At 46.1% G+C, this 20,874-nt stretch carries 13 protein-coding genes; 4 read left to right on the top strand and 9 right to left on the bottom strand.

Features of this window, described 5'->3' with window-relative positions:
- Position 1: 1 nt before the first annotated feature.
- On the top strand, positions 2–367 hold the full coding sequence (locus CLV42_RS04675; RefSeq protein WP_106600743.1) for a VOC family protein: 366 nt from the start codon (positions 2–4) through the stop codon (positions 365–367).
- A 60-nt stretch (positions 368–427) separates the two neighbouring features.
- Here CLV42_RS04675 and CLV42_RS04670 read toward each other — a convergent pair whose 3' ends face one another.
- Positions 428–1,561 carry a serine hydrolase domain-containing protein gene (locus CLV42_RS04670; protein WP_106600742.1) on the bottom strand — a complete coding sequence of 378 codons (1,134 nt, stop codon included), beginning with the start codon at positions 1,559–1,561 and terminating at the stop codon, positions 428–430.
- Positions 1,562–1,604: 43 nt separating this feature from the next.
- Positions 1,605–1,961, bottom strand: coding sequence for a winged helix-turn-helix transcriptional regulator (locus CLV42_RS04665; RefSeq protein ID WP_245901489.1), 357 nt, complete (start codon positions 1,959–1,961; stop codon positions 1,605–1,607).
- Positions 1,962–2,056: 95 nt separating this feature from the next.
- On the opposite strand from CLV42_RS04665, the gene CLV42_RS04660 reads away from it, so the two are divergent.
- Entirely contained in the window at positions 2,057–2,791 is a 735-nt protein-coding gene (locus tag CLV42_RS04660; protein ID WP_106600741.1) for an SDR family oxidoreductase, read from the top strand.
- A 90-nt stretch (positions 2,792–2,881) separates the two neighbouring features.
- Here the strand turns inward: CLV42_RS04660 and CLV42_RS04655 are convergent, their stop codons facing one another.
- From CLV42_RS04655 to CLV42_RS04630, 7 genes are all read right to left on the bottom strand, one after another.
- A complete protein-coding gene (locus tag CLV42_RS04655) occupies positions 2,882–5,107 on the bottom strand; it encodes an alpha-N-acetylglucosaminidase (protein WP_106600740.1) in 2,226 nt (741 codons plus the stop codon).
- A 116-nt stretch (positions 5,108–5,223) separates the two neighbouring features.
- Positions 5,224–6,843 (bottom strand): RagB/SusD family nutrient uptake outer membrane protein, encoded by a 1,620-nt coding sequence (locus CLV42_RS04650; RefSeq protein WP_106600739.1) that lies wholly within the window; start codon positions 6,841–6,843, stop codon positions 5,224–5,226.
- Between the two features lie 23 nt (positions 6,844–6,866).
- Positions 6,867–10,256: a TonB-dependent receptor gene (locus CLV42_RS04645; protein ID WP_245901487.1), complete on the bottom strand. Its 3,390-nt coding sequence runs from the start codon at positions 10,254–10,256 to the stop codon at positions 6,867–6,869.
- Between the two features lie 190 nt (positions 10,257–10,446).
- The gene (locus CLV42_RS04640) at positions 10,447–11,610 is read right to left on the bottom strand and encodes a FecR family protein (protein WP_106600738.1); all 1,164 of its coding nucleotides are present in this window, start codon (positions 11,608–11,610) and stop codon (positions 10,447–10,449) included.
- Positions 11,611–11,678: 68 nt separating this feature from the next.
- Positions 11,679–12,242, bottom strand: coding sequence for an RNA polymerase sigma-70 factor (locus tag CLV42_RS04635; RefSeq protein ID WP_106600737.1), 564 nt, complete (start codon positions 12,240–12,242; stop codon positions 11,679–11,681).
- 132 nt (positions 12,243–12,374) lie between these two features.
- Positions 12,375–12,533 carry a hypothetical protein gene (locus CLV42_RS33815; protein WP_170117393.1) on the bottom strand — a complete coding sequence of 53 codons (159 nt, stop codon included), beginning with the start codon at positions 12,531–12,533 and terminating at the stop codon, positions 12,375–12,377.
- A 190-nt stretch (positions 12,534–12,723) separates the two neighbouring features.
- Positions 12,724–13,674, bottom strand: a complete 951-nt coding sequence (locus CLV42_RS04630) for an alpha/beta fold hydrolase (protein WP_106600736.1) — start codon at positions 13,672–13,674, stop codon at positions 12,724–12,726.
- 221 nt (positions 13,675–13,895) lie between these two features.
- Here CLV42_RS04630 and CLV42_RS04625 point away from each other — a divergent pair, with 221 nt between their 5' ends.
- Together CLV42_RS04625 and CLV42_RS04620 are read left to right on the top strand one after the other, a co-directional pair.
- The gene (locus CLV42_RS04625) at positions 13,896–14,606 is read left to right on the top strand and encodes an SMUG2 DNA glycosylase family protein (RefSeq protein ID WP_106601334.1); all 711 of its coding nucleotides are present in this window, start codon (positions 13,896–13,898) and stop codon (positions 14,604–14,606) included.
- 548 nt (positions 14,607–15,154) lie between these two features.
- Positions 15,155–20,851 carry a PA14 domain-containing protein gene (locus tag CLV42_RS04620; RefSeq protein ID WP_106600735.1) on the top strand — a complete coding sequence of 1,899 codons (5,697 nt, stop codon included), beginning with the start codon at positions 15,155–15,157 and terminating at the stop codon, positions 20,849–20,851.
- The last annotated feature ends 23 nt before the right edge of the window (positions 20,852–20,874 follow it).

The raw sequence follows: 20,874 nt of genomic DNA, 5'->3' as shown, positions 1-20,874 counted from the left end.
CATGGAACATAAAGCGATGTCGATCCGGCCATTCATCGGTGCTAAAGATTTTGAACTTTCCCGTCGTTTTTACAGGGACCTTGGTTTCCATGAGGGTGTATTATCTCCCGACATGTCTGTTTTCGAAACCGGTGAACTGGCTTTCTATCTCCAACGGGCCTACGTGCAGGACTGGGTAGACAATTCAATGATCTTCCTCGAAGTGGAAGACGTAGAACGTTTCTGGAATGAACTGCAGACCTTGGACCTGCCCGCTAAATATGAAGGTGTACGACTCACACCCATACGAACATATGACTGGGGAAAGGAGTGTTTTATACATGATCCGTCAGGCATCCTCTGGCACATCGGTGCCTTTTCCCAATAAGCGCAAAGTTTTACACCGCTAATGTAGGAGACATCTCAGTATGTTCTCCATTGATGCAAATCATTTCCCCACCGCCGGAATAATATAGTCCTGCATGATAGCTGTGCTATTTTCTTTGATATCCCATTTATTGTAATTGCCGGCAGTAATAACTACGACCAGATCATGTTCTTTATCAAAAATGATCCGCTGATCGCCATTGCCGACGCAATTCACAACGTGAACGGGCTTATTGTCCACGGTATCATTCCATATCCAGAACTGGTAACCATAAGCACCACCGCGACGTGTTACCTGTGGCTGGAAGGACTCTTTTACCCATGGCGCAGGAACGATCTGTTTACCCTGCCAGAGGCCATTGTTGTTGTACAACAGCCCGAACTTCAGGAGGTCTCTGGAGCGCAGGCGCAGGCCTGAAGCCGCTGCGGGCAAAGTGGTACCCGGATACTTCACCCATTGAAAGGAAGTGATGCCCAATGGCTTAAACAGGTATTCATGGGCAAACTGGTCTATGGGTTTACCGGTGGTTCGCTCGATGATCGCTGCCAGCAGCTGGGTAGTGCCGCCATTGTATTTCCAGAGCTTGCCCGGAGCGGCTTCCATCGGCTGAATAAGCACATATCCTATAGGATCCGGACTGTTGATCATCCTTATTTCACTGTTCTCCGGATTATCGTAGGGAACGTCTTCATTCCACACGAGGCCGGAGCTCATGCTCAGCAGGTGTCTGATGGTGAGCGCAGATTTCATGCCGGTATCCTGTGCGGCGTAGGCTGGAAAGAAACTGAGGACCTTCTGATCAACGCTTTTGATCTTTCCCTGCTGAATAGCGATCCCTATACAGGCAGACACAATACTTTTAGAGATGCTTCTGATATCGTGCAAACTGTCCCTGTCGTGTGGCACTATACCCACAGGATTGCCCCAGTGCTGATCTTCGCCCGGCCAGTAATGTTCATACAGCAGCCTGTTATGACGGCTGATCAGCAGGCTGTGAACATTGGGATAGGTGTTTTTGCTGATCTCCTCAGTCAGCATATTTATCTTGTCTGCGTTGATGCCTTCCTCTGTCAGCGAGGCAATGGAGATGCCATCTGCCAGCTTTGCAGGATGACTGTTGCTTGCTGCCCGCTGCTGACTGAAAGATGGGTAAACGGCCAATACAAGGACTAAGGTTGTGATGAGATTTTTCATTGGATTAACTGTGAGTTAAAGTGGATTATAAGAGTGTTGAAGATTAGGCATTTGCGAATGCTGCTGCGACCATCTCTCTGTGTGTCGTACCCCAGCGGATCATCGCATCAATCACTTCCATCAATGATTTGCTATAGGGCGTAGCTGAGTATTCAACAGTTACAGGTTTGGTATCGCAGACTTTGCGGGTGATCAGCAGGTTCATTTCAAGCTCCTGCAATTCTTTTGAAAGTATTCTCGGAGAGATCTCCGCCTCACGTACCAGTTCTCCGAAACGTTTGGTGCCATTGTTTATCAGGATAGATAAAAGGCCCATCTTCCATTTTCCGTTGACAACATATAAAGTATCCTGAACTGCCAGTTGGGCTTTTTTACATTCTGCCTGTATCATTTTGTGCATATAGTAACATTTGTGTAAGTACTATCCTGTATGTAAGTCATGCCAAATTTACATCATTGGAAAATAGTTTTGTTGCTCAGAAAAATAAAAATAACATGGGAAATTTTGAGAACAAAGTAGTAGTAGTTACAGGGGGAAATAGCGGTATCGGATTGGCAACGGCAAAGGGATTTATCGCCGGAGGCGCAAAGGTGATCATTACCGGCAGACGTAAAGACGCCATTGAACAGGCAGCCCGGGAAACAGGCGCAGTGGCGGTGCAGGCGGATCAATCCAATCTGCAGGAGATAGACCAGCTGGTCGCTCAGGTAAAACGTGATTATGGAAAGGCAGACGTGCTGGTGATCAATGCAGGTATTGCTGCTTTCTTCCCTATAATTGCTGCAACAGAACAGCACTTTGATGAAGTGCTGAATATTAACTTCAAGGGTGCGTTTTTCACATTACAGAAGTTTATCCCCATCCTGAATGAGGGGGCATCTGTGGTAATGATATCATCCAACAGCGCAGGTATGCACAGACCTAACAGCGCGGTGTATTCTGCCAGTAAAGTGGCGCTGAATATGTTAATGAAAACAGCGGCCATTGAACTGAGTGAACAGAAAATAAGGGTAAATGCCGTAAGCCCCGGACCCACTGCCACTGAGATTGTCAGGAAACTGGGTTTTGACGAAGAGACAGCGAAAAACATGATCCTCCCTGAAATACCTTTACGGAGGCTCGGAACCGCTGAAGATGTGGCGCGGATGGTACTTCACCTGTCTGACAATACAAGCGCTTCATTTATTACAGGGGCTGATTTCGTCATAGATGGAGGTATGAGCGTATAGCCTGTTCTTGTTAATCATGATAGGGTTAATAAACAGATGGAGCGATAACAATTGCAAACAACGATATCCTGAAATGGAAGATCCGCTACATTACAGCGGATCTTCTATTACTGATCTGTATTTGTCATATAATCTGCGTGCAGTTTGTATGCTGTTACCTTGTGGTAGGACAGGGAATGCTTTCTGACGGTTCACCCATTGCCACTCCCAGGTACGTATCTGCTTGTCGAATGCTGGCAGGTCGGGTGTTGCTCCCGTTTGCAGTGAATGCTGTAACATATCAAGGAACTGTGACCAGCGTGGTTTGTAGAAGTCGTTTAGCAAACCACTCCACTGGCGGTTGGCATATTCGTGCAAAGGACTGTTAGCGTCGCCCCATAAAGTGATCAGATCGCGGGCATTACGTTCATACAATGCTTTCTCAGCGGGATTATTTCCCCAACTGCGGGCGGTAGCCAGCCATGGTCCCAGCAGGAAGTCTTTGCGTGTGGACAGGAGGGTATCCAGATCACTGATCAGTGCGAGGTACCGGCTGCTGTACACGCGGAAGGCGGCACTGTCTTTTTCCCGGAAGGCACGCACCCAACGCTGTTGCAGGGGTAATGCATAGTTAGCCAGTACCTGTCGGCTAACATCCACGAGGTCGTAACGGAAGCCGTCCGTATTGACTCCCGCTGCTGCAGCTTTGATGAAAAGGTCCCACGCAGGCAGCAGTTCGTGCGGTAGATAATTGAGACGGGTACGTGTCCATTCCGCAGCGGAATCGAATGTAGGACGGCCGGTAATAATGGATTCCGCACCATCCCTGATAGACTGCCCGTTGTAGACGGTATGTTTTAGGATATCCCAGGCCTTGATCAGGTCTGTGTTCTCGCTGCGATAACGGTTGCGGATATATTTATGCAGCCATTCATCGAGCTGTATAGGCTGGGAGCGCCAGGTATGTTCCATCATCAGTTCATACAACACCGGATTCTGTTCAATCGCTTCCATGGTAAGACCAATGCCGGCCATGTTGCCGGAGTTGGTATCATTTAAAGCCAATGCAGGGCCGGAAGCTGCGCCCTCCATTCTTCCGAAGAGGTTGACATTGCCACCGAAGTTGTTCAGCATATTCCATATCCAGGGCTTGCCGTAAAAGGCATCCGTTCTTTTCCATACCGGTTCAATTTCAGCGGCCAGGTCCAGCAGGATCATCTTATTATTGGGTACAGCTTTCAGCAGTGCCTCTACCTGTGGCGCTTTCCAGAACTTACGGTCGCTATAGAACAGCCATCCCTGCATGACCCATACAGCGGCTGTATCGGCCTGTTTCATGCCTTCATAGATCCGCGCGCTCAATCCGGAGAGGAAGGCTGGATCATCGGAGGGAGGTTCGTTTTCATTGAAAGTATCCGCAGAGTATAAATGATCCGTGCCAAACAACTGTGTTTGTTTTTCCAGGAACTGTTTACCAAGTACAGCGAAGAGCGGATCAGCCGCATCGAGGATCTGGGTATCGGCGAAGCCGTTCTTCCAGTTGGTAGTGATGAGTTTTGCGGCAGGGAATTTCTTTCTGAAAGCTACAGGCACATGGCCGGTAAAGGCTGGCAATACAGGCTTCATGCCCAGCGCCCTTTCCCTTTGCAGGATCTTTACCTGTAAGGCATGATGACTTTTCATCCAGCTGAGGGGCAGGGGACCACCCCAGCCATCGAGGTTACCCATCCAGAACCAGCCGAAATAGGCAGGGCCACTAAAGAAGTCCTGTAATTCCGCATCGCTGAATCCCAGGTCTTTATAGACCAGGTACCAGGTATATTCTTCTCCGGTGATGGCCAGCGGCATATTAATGCCATGTAAGGCCATCCAGTCTATTTCCTTTTCCCAGCGTTCCCAGTTCCACCAGCTCATGGAATAATTGAACGTACAGTAGTTCAGGTAGTAGCGGTATTGGTAGGGCGTATGCAGTTGCACCTTCTGTGGTACCGCAGGCAGGCGATCGGGAAGGTGCAGGTTAGTACCATTCCATGTGATCTGGCAATGGGCATATTCACCCAGGTAATGGTACAAGGCGGCCGCTATTGCGACGCCGTTATTGCCCCTTAAAATGATCTTTCCCTTACTGCTTTCTATTTCAAAAGCATCTTTGTCCGATTGCGGTGGTAATGCTTCCACGGTGAAAGCAGTTGCCTTTTCCGGCAGTATTCTCCTGATCAGGGAAGTAGCTTCCGCTTTGTTAAGCTGTGCAGTTGCATTGGTATAGAGGCAAATAGAAAGGAACAAGGCGATATAATACCAGTGTTGGCGTGCTTTGGCCGTGAAAGAGATCTTCATTAGCTGATGGTAAAATGAGACTGAAAAATTGGTTGCCGTCGTGAAGTTAAACACTTGCCGATAAATATTACACCCGGCGTAATAAAGCCGGGTGTAATTCATTCTATAGTATATTATTACTGCGGATATCCTGGATTCTGTGTAAGCACAGGATTCAGCTGAAAGGCGGTGGTAGGAATGGGGAAGATGCGTTTATTAGGATCTGCATCTGTTTTGAATCCCCATTTTCCTTCATACTTGCCAAAGCGGATCACATCATTCCTGTGCCAGGATTCCCAGGCAAATTCACGGGCTCTTTCGGCATAGATATCATCCAGCGTCACAGCACCCCATGCCGGTGATGTACTACGCTCTGCTCTTAGCTGGTTCACCAGTGTCAGCGCGGTATGACCCAGTGTTGGCGCTCCTCCGCGGAGGATAGCTTCTGCCTTCATCAGGATGACGTCTGAGTAGCGGAAGAACGGAATATCATTTTTCTGGTTCCTGTTCAGGGATGTAGCGTCGGGGAAGATCTTGATGTTACGATAACCCATATTCCAGGCAATCTCATCGTTGCCTACATCAAAGGAAGCTACATCCTGGCGGAGGGTCACTTCCGGCTTCAGATCGATCTGGTAAGTGAAAGGAGCTGAACCATCCGCACCGGTATAGAACTGATCATAACCTTTCTTGGTAGTGGTAACGGTAGCGGGTGTTACGCCATCGTCCAGGTACTGCAGACCAGTGAGCCATTGCTTGTTCCTGACATCGCCAGGATCGTTGAAATTTGCATAGTATTCAGGCAGGGTGCAGATAGCAGCATCCGGAGTAAAGGGAAGATGATATTTCTGTTGCGCCAGTCCCCTTGGAATATCATAGCGTGCATGCAGGTTCTGGCTTCTGAAAGGAAACGTATTCGCCCATGAAGGATCAAAAGGTATGGCGAAGATAAACTCCTTCATCTGAGGCCCGTTATTAGGATAGAACATCTGCAGGTAGGTGCTTTTAGGCTCAATCGCGTATTGATTTGATTGTATCACATTATCGCAGGCGGCGATACAGTCATTATTCCTTTCAGTGCCCGTATAAATTTGGGCATTCAGGTACATTTTTGCCAGTAAGGTATAAGCCATCCATTTATTGGCCCTGCCGTAGGTAGCAACCGGATCTGTGCCGAGGTAGGGGATACAGGCTTTAATCTCCTGTTCCACGAAGTTGAATACCTGGGCGCGGGGAACATTCGGCTTCGGTGCAAAGTCGCCGTTCACTGTATCAATAGGTACGTTACCGTAGTTGTCCATCATCATGAAATAGGCCAGCGCACGGATCATCCTCAGTTCTGCAAGATTGGTCTGTTTAAAGGATCCTTCCGGTTCATTTTTACCCAGGATCGCCAGTGTCTGGTTCACTGTTCCGATAATAGTAGAAAGCCAGGTCCAGTTTCCGTTTACCAGCCCATTATCTTTCGTCCAGGTGTGATAGTGTAATTGCTGCAATTCAGCGCCATTATACCAGTTACCTCCTTTAGCAGGGAAGATAGCTTCGTCGGTGGAGAGTGTCTGCAGGAAGAAATATTCCACGGAAATATTGCCTCTTAAAGCGACATAGGCGGGGCCGGAAGCAGCCACAAATTGTGCACTGTCCCTCGGGAATACATCCGGCGTTAACTCAGTTGTGATAGGCACCTCCAGTTTATAACAGGCTCCCAATACGCTCATCAGCAACGGAATGCTTATATATTGAAGTAGTTTTTTCATAATGAAGATTTTTACTTGTTCACTTACAGGGATATGTTTGCGCCAAACAGGAAGGTGCGTGTCTTAGGGTAGAAGTTATTATAATCTACACCCGGTGCGAGGCCTCCCTGGTTCACTTCAGGGTCTACGCCTTTAAATCCTGTAATGACAAAAAGGTTATTAGCGGTTACGTATAACCTGATTCCCTTAATATATGGGCCTATGTTTTTGAAATTGTAAGCAAGGGTGGCATTGTCAAACCGCACATAACTGCCGCTTTCAACAAAACGGTCGGAATAGAGATATGCGTTGAAGTCAGCCACGCTTTCATTGGCTGCATCTTTCAGGATGTTGGTATACTGGGCAGTAGCAGGTCTGAACAGATCAGCCCTGGTGGCATTGAATATTTTGTTGCCGAATACACCTCTCAGGAAGATGCTCAGATCCCATTGATGGTAATGGAAGTTGTTGGCCCATCCCATCAGCAATTTAGGTTGTGCATTACCGATGTAATGATAGTCTGTACCAATAACGGGAGTGGTCGTCAGCTTACCATCTCCTCCTACGAACTGAGAAACGCCGTTAGCATCTTTGCCGGCATAAACCAGTGAAAAGAATTGTCCCAGCGGCTTGCCTTCTTTCAGTATCTGCAAAGAGTGGCTGGACTGACCGGCGCCTTCAGGGAAGGCCAGCAGTACAGAGTCGCCTCCTGCAAAGAGCGGGTTCGTAAGACTGGTGATCTTGTTCTGGTTGTGTGCCAGATTCAGGCTGCTGGTCCAGCTGAAGTGCTTGGTTTGTACTGGTGTGGCACTCAGGCTTACTTCAATCCCTTTGTTACGCATGCTACCGCCATTGGCAACGATCGTGCCTGTAGGCACAAGGATAGGGTCTACTCTGTAAGAATAGATCATACCGGTTGTCTTCTTGTTATAGACATCCACAGAAACGTTGAGCTTATTCTTCAGGATGCCGAAGTCTACACCGATGTTGGAAGTGGCCGTCTTTTCCCATTTCAGGTTCGGATTGGCAGCCTGTACGGGACCGCCGGCAGCGATGGACATTCCGTTATAATAATACGTACCCAGGGTACCGGAGATGAAGCGGGAAGTATAAGCGTTAAAACCGGATGCATTACCTGTTACGCCATAGCTGGCTCTCAGTTTCACATCGCTCAGGGCGGTAACATCCTTCATGAAGTTCTCCTGGCTTAGTCGCCATGCAAGACCTACAGATGGGAAATAACCCCATTGGTTGTTGGTGCCGAATACGGAACTCCCGTCTCTTCTCACAGATGCCTGTACGAGGTATTTATCGCCGTAGTTATAGTTTAAACGGGCAAAATTGGAGATCAGCCTGTTCTCCTGGTAAACGCCATCAGGACCGAATCCTACCTGGAAGCCGGATACGGCATAGGGATTACTCAGGGCCAGGTTATTATAACTGATATTATCTACAGGGAAATTGCTGGTAGTTGCCTGGAATCCATCGCCTATTTTGTTATTCTGCCAGGAATAGCCCAATACCATGTTGATGACATGCCGTCCGAATGTCTTATCCCAGGTCAGGAAAGTTTCCAGGATCTTTGATGTGTTCTGATAAGAGTTCCTGGTGGCCTGTCCGTTCTGGCCGAAGGTCTGCGGTGCATGAAAGCCCAATCCGGGATTGGGGTTATCATACATGCTGTTATAATTTGATGTGAAATATTTGTTGTAGTATTCACCGTGTAGTGAGGTGAAACCAATATAAGAAAGGTTAATATCGTATGTAAATCCGAATGGCAGTTTTACCTGTGTGGTGAAGCTACCTACCAGATTGTTGTATTTGGTGTTCATCTGGCTGTTGTTCATCATAGCAACAGGATTGTAGTAGCCTTGTGTGGCGAAGTTCTCGAACCAGGAACCATCTGCATTTTTAATAGGTGACACTGGCAGGTGCAAGGCAGATTGCAGCAGTACCACATTGCGGTAAGGGATATCATTGGCATTGCTGTTGGAGTTCATCACATTGATGCCAAATTTAACCCTGTCGTTCAATGCATACTGTTCCACCTGCAAACGTGCAATAACGCGTTCCAGGTCGCTGTTCAGCAGGATACCTTCTTTCTTGGTATAGTTCAGACTTGCCAGATAGGTGCTATGGTCAGTACCTCCGCTCAGGGAGAGGTTGTGGTTATGCGATACAGCGGTGCTTCTCTGTATGGATTTCTGCCAGTCAGTACTAGCGCCTTTGTCGTCTGCCGGTGAGAAGGACTGTCCGTTCTTTGTAAGGAAACTACGCAGTTCTTCTGCATTCATCATCTTCAGGTTGTTGGATACTTTTTCCATACCGGCATATCCACTGTAAGACACCTGCATTTGTCCTTTTTTCCCTCTTTTGGTCGTAACCATGATCACGCCGTTGGCAGCGCGGTTACCATAGATGGCCGTGGCGGCAGCATCTTTCAGTACATCTACAGAAGCGATATCATCCGGCGCAATGATAGAGATATCTGCGCCCGGGATACCATCAATCACATAGAAGGGCCCCTGGGAGGCATTCAGTGTGGAAGCACCACGTAGTACCACGGCAGCTACAGTATTCGGGTCACCGCTGGCTGAAACGTTCAATCCGGGTACCTTACCCTGCAGCAACTGGCCTACGTCTGTAATAGCGCCTTTGTTCAGTTCATCTGCTTTTACTGTATTGACAGCGCTGATAAGGTTTTGGCGTGATTGTTTACCATACCCAACTACTACCACATCACCCAGGCCCAGTGCGCCGGATGTAAGCGTAACAGCAATGTTGTTACGCCCGTTTACCGGTATCTCCTGTGGCTGAAAGCCGATATAGCGGAATATCAATACGGCATTGTCGGCTAATCCGGTCAGCTGATATTCTCCATTGGCGTTGGTCTGTGTACCTTTCGAACTGCCCTTTACCTGTACAGATACGCCAGGCAGGGGATTCCCCTTTTCGTCTGTTACCCGACCGGAAACGTTACCAGCAGGTGCTTCAGCAGGTACTACCATCAGGAGGTCTGTCTGCCGTGGCTTTATCACCACTGTTTTATTCACGATCTCGTAAGTGAAAGGTTGTTTTTTGAAGATGAGATCCAGTACATAGCGCAGATCACTGTTTTCCACCTGTATGTTCACTCTCTGGGCATTTTTCAGCATGCCGATGTTGTAGAAGAACAGGTAACCGGTTTTCTCTTTAATTTCCCTGAACACTTCTTCCAGCGGACGGTCTTTTGCAGATAAGCTCAGCTTTTGTGCATAGCTGGCAGCGCTTACCTGCAGACAGGCGATTGTCAATAAAATAGTGATCATTTTCATAACCAGGAGAATTTTGCGCATAGGGAATAGCGTCACTTTCTTTGCTATGCTGCGATGTTCAATTTTGGTTGGTAAAAGCCCGGGCATGCCGGTGGCTTCCACATAATCATACAATTGCATAGATTTGCAGTGTTTGGGTGAGAGTGATAATTGATCTTCAGCGGATTATTTATTGCCTGTATAGCCCAAACGTTGCAGGGGCGGGCTCAATCGCCCCTGTTTTATTACAGGTTATACGGCAGGTGGAATCAAGGTGCGTTATCCATACCTGCATTCAATTTTGGTTGATAAAAGCGTTGTCGTTATAGTGTCAGGATCTTACCAGTATTTTATGTCCCTGTACTGTGAATTTAACCCCACTTGCTTCGAGTATTTTCAAAACGGCTGTTATATCTGAGTTTCTGTCTATTTCCCCCTGGAAACGGTCCTGTGGAATACCATCCGGGTATATTATTTCTGCGTCAAACCAACGGGCCACCTGTCGCATTACTTCTTCTATAGAGGCATTGTTGAAGCTGAACAGGCCGTTCTTCCAGGCGATGGCCGCATTGATATCGGCAGGAGCTACCTTTACATTGCCGGTATGGTCCATTTTCGCCTGTTGTCCTGGTTTTAGCAATGCTTCACCCGCAGCACTCTGTACTTTCACTGCTCCCTGTAATAATGTGGTGTTTACAGACTGTTCATCATTGTAAGCCATGACATTAAAATGCGTCCCCAATACCCTTACCTGCATATCGCCCACCTTAACAGTGAAAGGGTGGGAGGCGTCAGTGGCTACTTCAAAATAGGCTTCACCGCTTAAAGTAACCTGCCTTTCTTTGCCTGTAAAGGCTGCAGGGAAGGTGAGGCTGCTGGCTGCATTCAGCCATACCACTGTTCCGTCGGCAAGAGTGATGTTGTACTTGCCACCACGGGGTACAGAAAGTGTATTGAGGACGACAGGTGCATTGCCTGCCTTTCCCTGTTCACTGTTATATACGAGTTGACCGTTATTGAGCTTAATGATTTTGGTGTTGTTTTGTTGTCCCAGTTTACCGTTCTGTTCATCTTCAAGCGCTATTACATCGCCGTTGGCCAGTGTAAGGGTAGCTTTGTTGCCACCGGGTTTCAGCTGGATGGTAGTCCCTTTATTATAGGCCGTGGATAATGACTGGTCCTTTCTGGCGGTATACCAGTAGATACCTGTTGCCATCATCAGCACAATTACCGCTGCCGCTGCGCCCAGGTATCTGACAGGTATCCTTTTATATAAGGTAAGAGGCCTTTTCTCTTCCATGCGTTCCCTGATCTGTTGCAGGAGATGTTCACGGAGCTCCCTACCGGAATGCGCCATGTCATCATCCCATTCAACAGTACCTTCAGGTACATTATTATACCATGCTTCAAACAAAGCCTTTTCTTCCTGGCTGATAGTTCCTTTCAGCCATTTATCGGCAAGTCGGGATATCTGTTCGGATGTCAGATCATTCATTGTAGGGCCTCTTTTATATATAGTCTTCGGAAAGAAGGCGTTTCCCTTAGTGCCCCGAAAAAAATATTTTACCAGAGGAAAAAGGTGTGGAGATGATGAAGGGAGGTGCGCAACGTTTTTAACGCTTTGGAGATATGCGCTTCTACGGTTTTAATAGAGATATTGAGGGTCCTGGCGATCTGTTTTTCGCTCATGCCTTTCTCCCTGCTCAGGCGGAACACCAGGCGGCATTTTTCCGGGAGGGTCTGGACGGTTTGTTCCAGTTCCTGGCGTAATTGCTGGTAGCTAAGCCATTGCTCTGTGCTGGCATCGGCTTCATCCTGCACTATAAGGGAGCTTTTAGCCTGTTCCGCTTTGCGTTTGGCTAAGAGGGTCAATATTTTATATTTGAGTGCGGCGGATATATATGTATGAAAAGAATATTCCAGGGAGATATTACCTGCTCTTTTCCAGATGTCGAGGAAGACTTCCTGCACTACTTCCTGGGCATCAGCAGATGATTGAAGGCGGATATAGGCAAGTGTGAGCAGCTTTTCCCAGTAGCGCTCATATAAAGTCGTAAATGCGGCAGCATCCCTGTTTAGTTGGATCTGTTCCAGTAGCTCTTCATCATTGTGGGAATTCTTACGCATGACAATTTAGAATACGTAGTGGGTATAAATATACAAAAACGCTGGATATTTGTCATAGGTACAATAAAGAAGGGGACAAAAAAAGCCATCTGAAATTAATCAAATGGCCGAATTCCTTTTAGTACGAAAATTCTATCTTGGCAGTTTTACGCCTTTTAATGCTTCATTAGCTTTTGCTAATTTTTCAGGAGCGACCTTTTTAAGGTCAATGCCTGAACTTTTTTCATTAATAATGAGCTTGACCTCCTGGGTAAAAAGGCTGCTTTTGTATTTTACAATTTTCTTACTCATAGTGCAATTTGCTTCGAATTTATGGTATGTATTTATACAACTTGCATCTATCGGTAAAATGAACAAAATGGTTTCTGAAGATTGTATAGAATCAACCTACGTTAATCTATAAAGAATGCCTCAATAACAAAGCCGCATATGTCATTCGATATATGCGGCCTTTGAATTTCTCTTTTAAATAAAAGATGCTTTATTTCAGGAAGTCATTTGCCTGTTCTACAAACTGTTCAGGATATTGCGTAAAGGCAGCATGACCAGCATCCGGATAAACAGACAGGCGTGCATTCGGTATATGCTGGGACATATTAACCGCATTGATCACAGGAACAGGGACGTCTTTCTGGCCTTGTATGTGCAGAACAGGTTGTGTAATCGTTTCCAGCTCTTTTAGCGCATTGGGATATGGCTGCGCCCATGCCAGGACAGCTGTCAGCTGAGCGCCAAAGCTTTCATTACTCACTGGTGCATCACGGTTCACAGTGCGTTTCTGCACCCTTGCATAAGACTGTTCACCTGCGCTTCTGCTTTCTGCGGATGATGTGAACCCGAAAAGGAGGAAGGACTCTTTAGGACTCAGTCCTGCAGCAGCGGACAATAGATTGGGCAGGTTGGAAAGACCTTCGCTACCTTTTGGCCCTGTTCCGGTAAGTATGATCTTATTGACCAGTGCAGGTTCAGTTAGCGCGATCTGTTGTGTAACAAATCCTCCCATAGAAAAGCCCATCAGGTTCACTTTAGTATAGCCGAGTGCCTTTATAAATGTTACAGCGCCTTTTGCCATGTCAGCAATAGTGGCGGGTGTTTTCCCAGTGGAGGATCCTACACCCTGGTTGTCAAATATAATTACCTTGTTTTTCTGAGCAAGTCCGTTGGTGATAGCAGGGTCCCAGTCATCCAGTGAACCTCCCAGCGGAGACAGGATGACCAGCGGAGTACCTTCTTTTTGTCCTAAAACACGGTAGGCATACTTTGTATCGCCTGACTCAATAAATTGTGTGGTAGCTGTCTGGTGATAATCGACCGTTACCGTTGTATCATCTTTAGCCGGTGTTTCGTCCTTATCACAAGAGGCAATGCCCAATGCCAGGATAGCGAATAATGCGAGACGTTTCATGCTAGTAATTGTTCTGTTGTTTCTCATGATTTAAGTTTAGATATGTGAATGATTGATGGATCAAAACTAGATGTATGAGTGCCCGGAGTCAATGTGAAAGTCCGGCAAGGAGGCTAAATATGTGCTGAACCGGTCAGATAGGGCCGTGAATGGGCAGGGGTATTTTGTAGCATAAAAAAGGGGAGGTAGTCAGATAATTGCCTTCATGCTAAGAGGAAACAATGTATTTTTACTGTCCAAATCCGATCATGAAGAAGAAGAAGACATTCGCCGACCACGTCATTGAATTCAACACTAATCTGCATTACACCGGCTCCCTGCCTCCGGGCATCAGGATCATGAACCCTTTCCGTGAGCAGCCGCAGGTAATGGATATCATGCAGCAATTTTACCGTAAATACTATGACGATCATCATCCGCGTCGTATAATCATGGGCATTAATCCCGGCCGCCTGGGATCTGGAGCAACGGGGATTCCCTTTACCGATACGAAAAGACTGACAGAAGTGCTTGGGATTGGCATAGAAGGACTGAAGACGCATGAGCCATCTTCTGTGTTCGTGTATGATGTGATCAGCGCTTATGGAGGTCCTACCGCCTTTTACCAGGATTTCTACTTCGCTTCTGTTTCTCCCCTGGGATTTACTTCTATACAGCCGGATGGCTCAGAGATCAATTACAACTATTACGATAGTAAGGCGCTGACCAATGCAGTTTATGACTTTATGGTAAAAAGCATCCGTCAGCAGCTGGAGTTTGGCGTAGATACCCGTGTCTGTTACTGTTTTGGTACAGGTAAAAATGCGGCTTTTCTGAAGCAGCTGAATGAGAAGGAAGGCTTTTTTGAAACGGTCGTGCCGCTGGAGCACCCTCGTTATATCATGCAATACCGCCTGAAGCGTAAAGAGGAGTATATCGGTAAGTATTTGGAAGCGTTTGCGGATTACAATCCGTCATAGTAGGATCATCCACTTAAGGGAGACATGCTGGTCACTTTGTGAATTTTCGTCAGTGCAAGAGCATGTATAGTAAACGCACCTGTAAAAAAAAGCATAAGCATAATATCGAATGTGAAAAAAAATATCTATTATTGTGCCCTGATAACGGGGCAATTGATACGTCATTAAGTGTGAAAATTTGAGTAATGGAATTCTCATCTCGACTTTACCGCGTCTTAAAAGCTATACCTTATAAGTGAATTGCTTTGTTCGGATATGTTTGTATTGTTTGCCTGGCCCGATAGATAATTTATTGTGACGATTTTAAGCACCTTTGGTCTGAGATAGCGGCCAGGTAGAATTTGATGCTATATACCATGAAATATTTTGTATCCCTTTTCTTGTTCCTATTGGTTTTGACGGTTGCGTTCTATAGTCAGTCGCCTCCGGGATGTTAGCACTTACCTCATGCGTGTAAGAAATTCATGCAACGAATATTTCCAGATGAAGTTTACATATACGAGATAAAAACCGGACCACCGGTGCTATACTTATAAATAAGATCGACGATGATTTTGGCTCTTGCTGCAAAGAGAAAGAAAACGATTGCCCGTACCTTGCTGGTGCTGCTGTATTTAGAAATGGTAATACCTCCATTTGTATCAGGTGCATCCGTTACAACACCGTATTATAATAGATTTGGCTTTGGCTATACAAAGCTTGCCGCAATGGTTGGCAACAGATTTGTTGACAGGCGCCAGCCTGGTGCCGGGCCGGATATCGTAAAGACGGCAGACGCCAGTCTTCGCGTTCCTGCGCCTGAAAAAGCTGAAGGCGGTCCTACCCAGCCCGAAACGCAGGAGTTCCATTCCGTGAACAGTGATAATATGGTGGATCTGTTTACAGGGGATTTCTCTTATTCTATTCCCTTAATGGATGTAGGCGGCTACCCGATCGCAATTGGTTATAACAGCGGAGTCACAATGGATCAGGAGGCAAGCTGGACTGGCCTGGGCTGGAACCTTAATCCGGGTACCATTACACGTAACGTACGGGGTATACCTGATGACTTTAACGGTACAGACTCCATTACAAAGACACAGAGTATCAAAGAAAACAAGACAATCGGAGCCAATGCCGGTTTAAATCTGGAGATTGTAGGAGTGGATCAGGAGGCGGCTAAGAAAGCAGTGTCGACAAGCGTAACACTTACAGGTAGTCTGGGTGTTTTTCATAATACGTATCGCGGATGGGGAACGGAAATTGGTATGGGTGTGGGACTACGCACAGGAAAAAGTGGGGCGTATGGCGCTGCTGGAGGACTAGGTTTTAATAGTAATTCCCAGGAAGGATTGAGCATCTCTCCAAGTATTTCAGCGAACCTGGCACAAAAAGATGCAGACGTAAAAGGTGGACTTGCTGGAACTTTGTCAATTAGTTCTGCTTATAACACAAGGGAGGGCATGAAATCGATACAGTATAGTGCCGGACTTACGAAGATGCGGAAAGACGCTCTTCATGCAAGAATCCCTAATATGACAGCAGGTCCTTTGCAGTTTTCCCGCAATAGTTATGGAGGGCTTTTATCAAGCAGTATTTCCTTCGCATATCCAGCATACAATCCATCGATGTCTATACCCTACACCAACTCAATGACGACCATTACACTGAAAGCTGGTTGGGAGGCTTCGGTGGTACATCCGAGTTTTTTCTTAAGTGGATATGTAACTAAACAGTCCATTGAAAAAGAAGACCAGCGACTGAGTTTGCCGGCATATGGTTATCTCAATTATCAGAACGCAGAAGCTAATCCCTTAGCCGTTCTTGATTTCAACAGGGAGAAAGATATTGTTTACCGCGAGAAGCCAACATTGCCGAATATTGGAGTGCCCAGTTATACCTATGACATCTTTACTATTTCAGGTGAAGGGGTAGGGGGAAGCTTCCGTGGCTACAGAAGTGATATCGGATATATTTATGATCATAAAATAAAGACAAAAGACAGATCGGCCAGTGTTGGCGTGGACGTTGGTTTCGGTAACCTGGTGCATGCCGGTATGGACATCACATATACACGTTCTTATACTGAAGCCGGCCAATGGTTGGCGAAGTCAAATCGTCTGGCACAGATGGTTGGTTTCAAAAAGCAGAATGCATTGTTTGAGCCGGCTTACTTCCGTAACCCTGGAGAAATGACCGTCAATACAGCCGCTTTTTACAACGCCGTAGGTGGTGATGACGTCGTTTTTCCGAAATTACTGGGTTCAGGGCCCGATATCAGAACCACAAATGCGCTTACACGTTACGCGGGCGGAATACAACGGGGCGATGTTCAATTGACTAACCAATCCGTAGTGAAGAATGAACGTGACAAGCGCACACAGGTAATTACCTATCTGACGGCAAAAGAGGCCAGTCTGGCAGGGCAATCGACGTATATAGAAAATCATCTTTTAAACAGGTACATACAGCAGAGTGACTGTGCAGTTGTTTCGAATAATGGTGGAGAGCATGACCAGGATACTTCCGGTCTTCGTGGTGAATATTACCGTGGATCAGATTGGAAGACAAAAGTCAAGGTCTATGAAAGGATCGATACCAATATTTATTTTCCGGATATAAACGCATTTAAATATAATGATCTGACAGGGGCGCCCAATGGAGAAAAAGGTGGTAAACCATTCAGCGTAAAGTGGACTGGACGGATAAAGGCGCCGACGTCTGGAAAATATAAAATAGAGAGTGTCGCTGACGATGGTATCAGGGTATTTATTAACGACAAGATATTTATAGATAAATGGAACCACTACGGCTTTAGCCAGGACTCGGTTAACCTGGAGGCGGGTGTTTTTTATGATCTCCGGGTGGAATATGTTAACTATGAAAGTTATGCGTATGTACAGCTATATATTCATAACGGAAAAGATACAATAAAAGGGAAGGATCTGTTTACACCCTCTGCGGTACATGAATCATTCGTGGCTATACCTGATACGCTGATCCGCGAAAAGAGAGTAACAAGTTTACGGAAGGAAAATCATATTTCACAAATAGAAGTGCTTAGTCCCGATGGAAAAAAGAATATATACGGCTTGCCGGTGTATAATATCCGGCAGAAGGAGGTAACCTTTGCGGTAAACCACAATAATGGTGATCCTATCGAAGGCATGGTCGATTATACACATGGAACGGACAACACAACTGAGAACAGGAATGGTGTTGACTGGTATTTCACGAGTGAAGAAATACCGGCATATCCGCATTCATTCCTGTTAACGGGAGTGGTTTCACCGGATTATGTGGACCTGACAGGCAACGGTATTTCTGATGATGATCCGGGTAATGCGGTAAAATTCAATTACACCCGTACAGCCGGTATCGATAATCTCTATAAATGGCGTACCCCATATTCTGAAGGTGCGACCTATAATGAATCCCTGAAAACGGATGATAGGGATGACAAAGGGAGTTATGTATATGGTGAGAAAGAACTATGGTACCTGAATGCTATTGAGTCAAAAAATATGATTGCCACTTTTGTGCTGGGCGACAGAAAGGATCAGCAGCCTATTGAGGAGAATGGGCAAAAGATCGTCAATAGTAAATTGTCCAAAAGGCTGGAGGAGATCAACCTGTATACTAAGGCTGATTTTATGAAATATAATACAGCCGCGACCCCGGTTAAAACGGTGCATTTCGAATATACATATGAGTTGTGCAAAGGTTATAGCAGTATGGGTGGAGATGTGACTACGGCAGATTCGACCGGAAAACTGACACTGAAACGCATCTGGTTTACTTACAATGGAAACAAAAAAGGTCGTAAGAATGCCTATGTATTCCATTATACCGGAAAGAACCCCGACTATGATCATAAATCATTCGACCGCTGGGGCAATTACAAAAGCGTTACAGATAATCCGGGTTATACCGATAATAATAAGATCACTAATGCTGATCGGCCTTATGCTGTCCAGGACAGCGTCAAAGCAGCTCAGAATGCCGCTGCCTGGGCTTTGGATTCGATCATACTTCCCTCCGGAGGACGGATGAAAGTCACTTATGAAAGTGATGATTATGGATTTGTGCAGCATAAACGGGTAGCCAGAATGTTCAATATAGCGGGCTTTTCGCCACAGGCGCCTGTAGATATGAGCAGTGTAAAGCCGCAGTTATATGGTGCAGAAGGGGATTATCCTTATGTGGTGGTAAATGTTCCCGAAGCAGTAAGCTCAAACGAAGAGGTATACCGCAAATATTTGTCTGGCCTTGATAACAACATGGCTTTCAGAGTAAGTGTGAAAATGCCTTCTGACAAATGGGGGAAAGGGTACGAGTTTGTACCTGCTTATGCTGATCTGGTGCCAGGAGAATACGGCTTCCTGAATAAAGGTTACACGATCTGGTTTAAGATTAAAACTGTTAATAAGAAAGGGGAAGACGGCGGAGACTTCACTACGGTGGCCAAAACTGCGGCACAGTTCCTTCGGCTTAACCTGCCATCAAAGGCATATCCCGGATCTGATGTAGGTGACAATCTGGATTTAGCAGACGGCGTCAGACTGCTGACTTCCATGGCTGGTAATGTGATCAATGCAGTAACGTCATTTGATAATATGGTAAGAAACAAAGGATGGGTAAGAGACCTCGATCTTAACCGTTCGTGGGTACGGCTGAATGTACCTGATTATAAGAAGTATGGAGGCGGGCACCGTGTGAAGCGCATCGTTATATATGATAACTGGAACGCGATGACTGGCCGTAAGGAATCCAGATACGGTACTGAATATGAGTATACCACTATCAGGAATATAGATGGAAAGGACAGAAAGATCAGCAGCGGAGTAGCTACCTATGAGCCGGTACTGGGTGGAGAGGAGAATTCCCTGCGTGTACCTATCGAATATGGTCAGCGCGCAGCCCTATGGGCGCCGACCAATATGGGATATGTAGAGACGCCCATGTGCGAGTCGTTTTACCCCGGCCCGGCGGTTGGCTATAGTGCTGTAATTTCAAGGTCTATTCATAATAGTAGTTCCAAAATAAAGTCAGTGACAGGATATAAGGAGAACCTGTTTTATACGGCATATGATTTTCCAACTTTTTCAGACTATTCGTTATTGAACCCGGATACCAAGAAGACGTTTAAACCGGGTTTGAGGAATCTACTGAAAATAGATGCCCAACATCATCTTGTAATGAGTCAGGGTTTTAAAGTGGAGCTGAACGATATGCATGGGAAGCCAAAAGCAGAAAACATTTATGCGGCAACAGATTCGGCCGGACAGCCAGGTTCTTATACCCGCTATTATTATCACGTTGACAACGACTCTTTGGATATTAAGAAGTTGAATAACACCGTTCTGGCAATAGATGCCAAAGGCAATATCAGTACAGATCTTACTATTGGTAAGGATGTAGAGCTAATGATGGATATGCGGCAGACGGAGATGAAGACACTTAGTGTTGCTGTGCAGGGCAACGTTGATATTTCTTTCTACGGTCCGTTCATTGCTGGTATCCCATCGGTCATGGCTATTCCACAGAGTGAACATAACATGTTCCGGTCTGCGGCAGCGATGAAGGTGATCAACAGGCATGGTATTATGGAGAAGGTCGAGGCAATGGATAAAGGCAGTAAGGTTGTTACCAGCAATCTGCTGTATAACGGCGAGACCGGGGACGTGCTCCTGACTGCGACACAGAATGAATTCGGAGATTCGATATTCCAGTTTAATTATCCCGCGGCATGGATGTACGAAGGTATGGCAGGCGCATACAAGAATGTCAATGCAACACTGGAACACGTAGACATCAGAGACGGAAAGATTATCGGAGGTGCGACCTTGCAGACAATCAATGATTGTTTTTTCGCCGGTGATGAGATCCTCATTTATGGGAAGAATAAAGTGAATGATGATGACTGCGCTCCACTTGTTGCAACGTTTGGTAACGCGACTAAAATATGGGCGGTTGACATCAACACGCTGAATGGTGGAACTAAAAATATTTATTTCCTGGATGAAAATGGAACGCCCTACACTGGCAATGATGTGAGTTTGAAAGTACTTCGTTCCGGCCGGAGGAACATAAATACAGATGTAGGAACAGTCATTATGATGAAAACGCCGCTTGACTTTGTTAATGGGAAATATTCCCTGAATATCAACAAGAACAAGAAAATTATAAAAGCCAGTGCCGTTGAATATAAACAGAGCTGGCAGGTACCGGATAGGAAAAAGCAGAAGATAATCTGTGCATACTAAAAAACGCAGACTGAAATAAATAA

Origin of the sequence: Chitinophaga ginsengisoli (assembly GCF_003014595.1) — a bacterium.
Lineage (GTDB): Bacteria > Bacteroidota > Bacteroidia > Chitinophagales > Chitinophagaceae > Chitinophaga > Chitinophaga ginsengisoli.
Note: the sequence above shows the minus strand (reverse complement) of the source record. Positions and strands in the feature narration are given on the sequence as shown.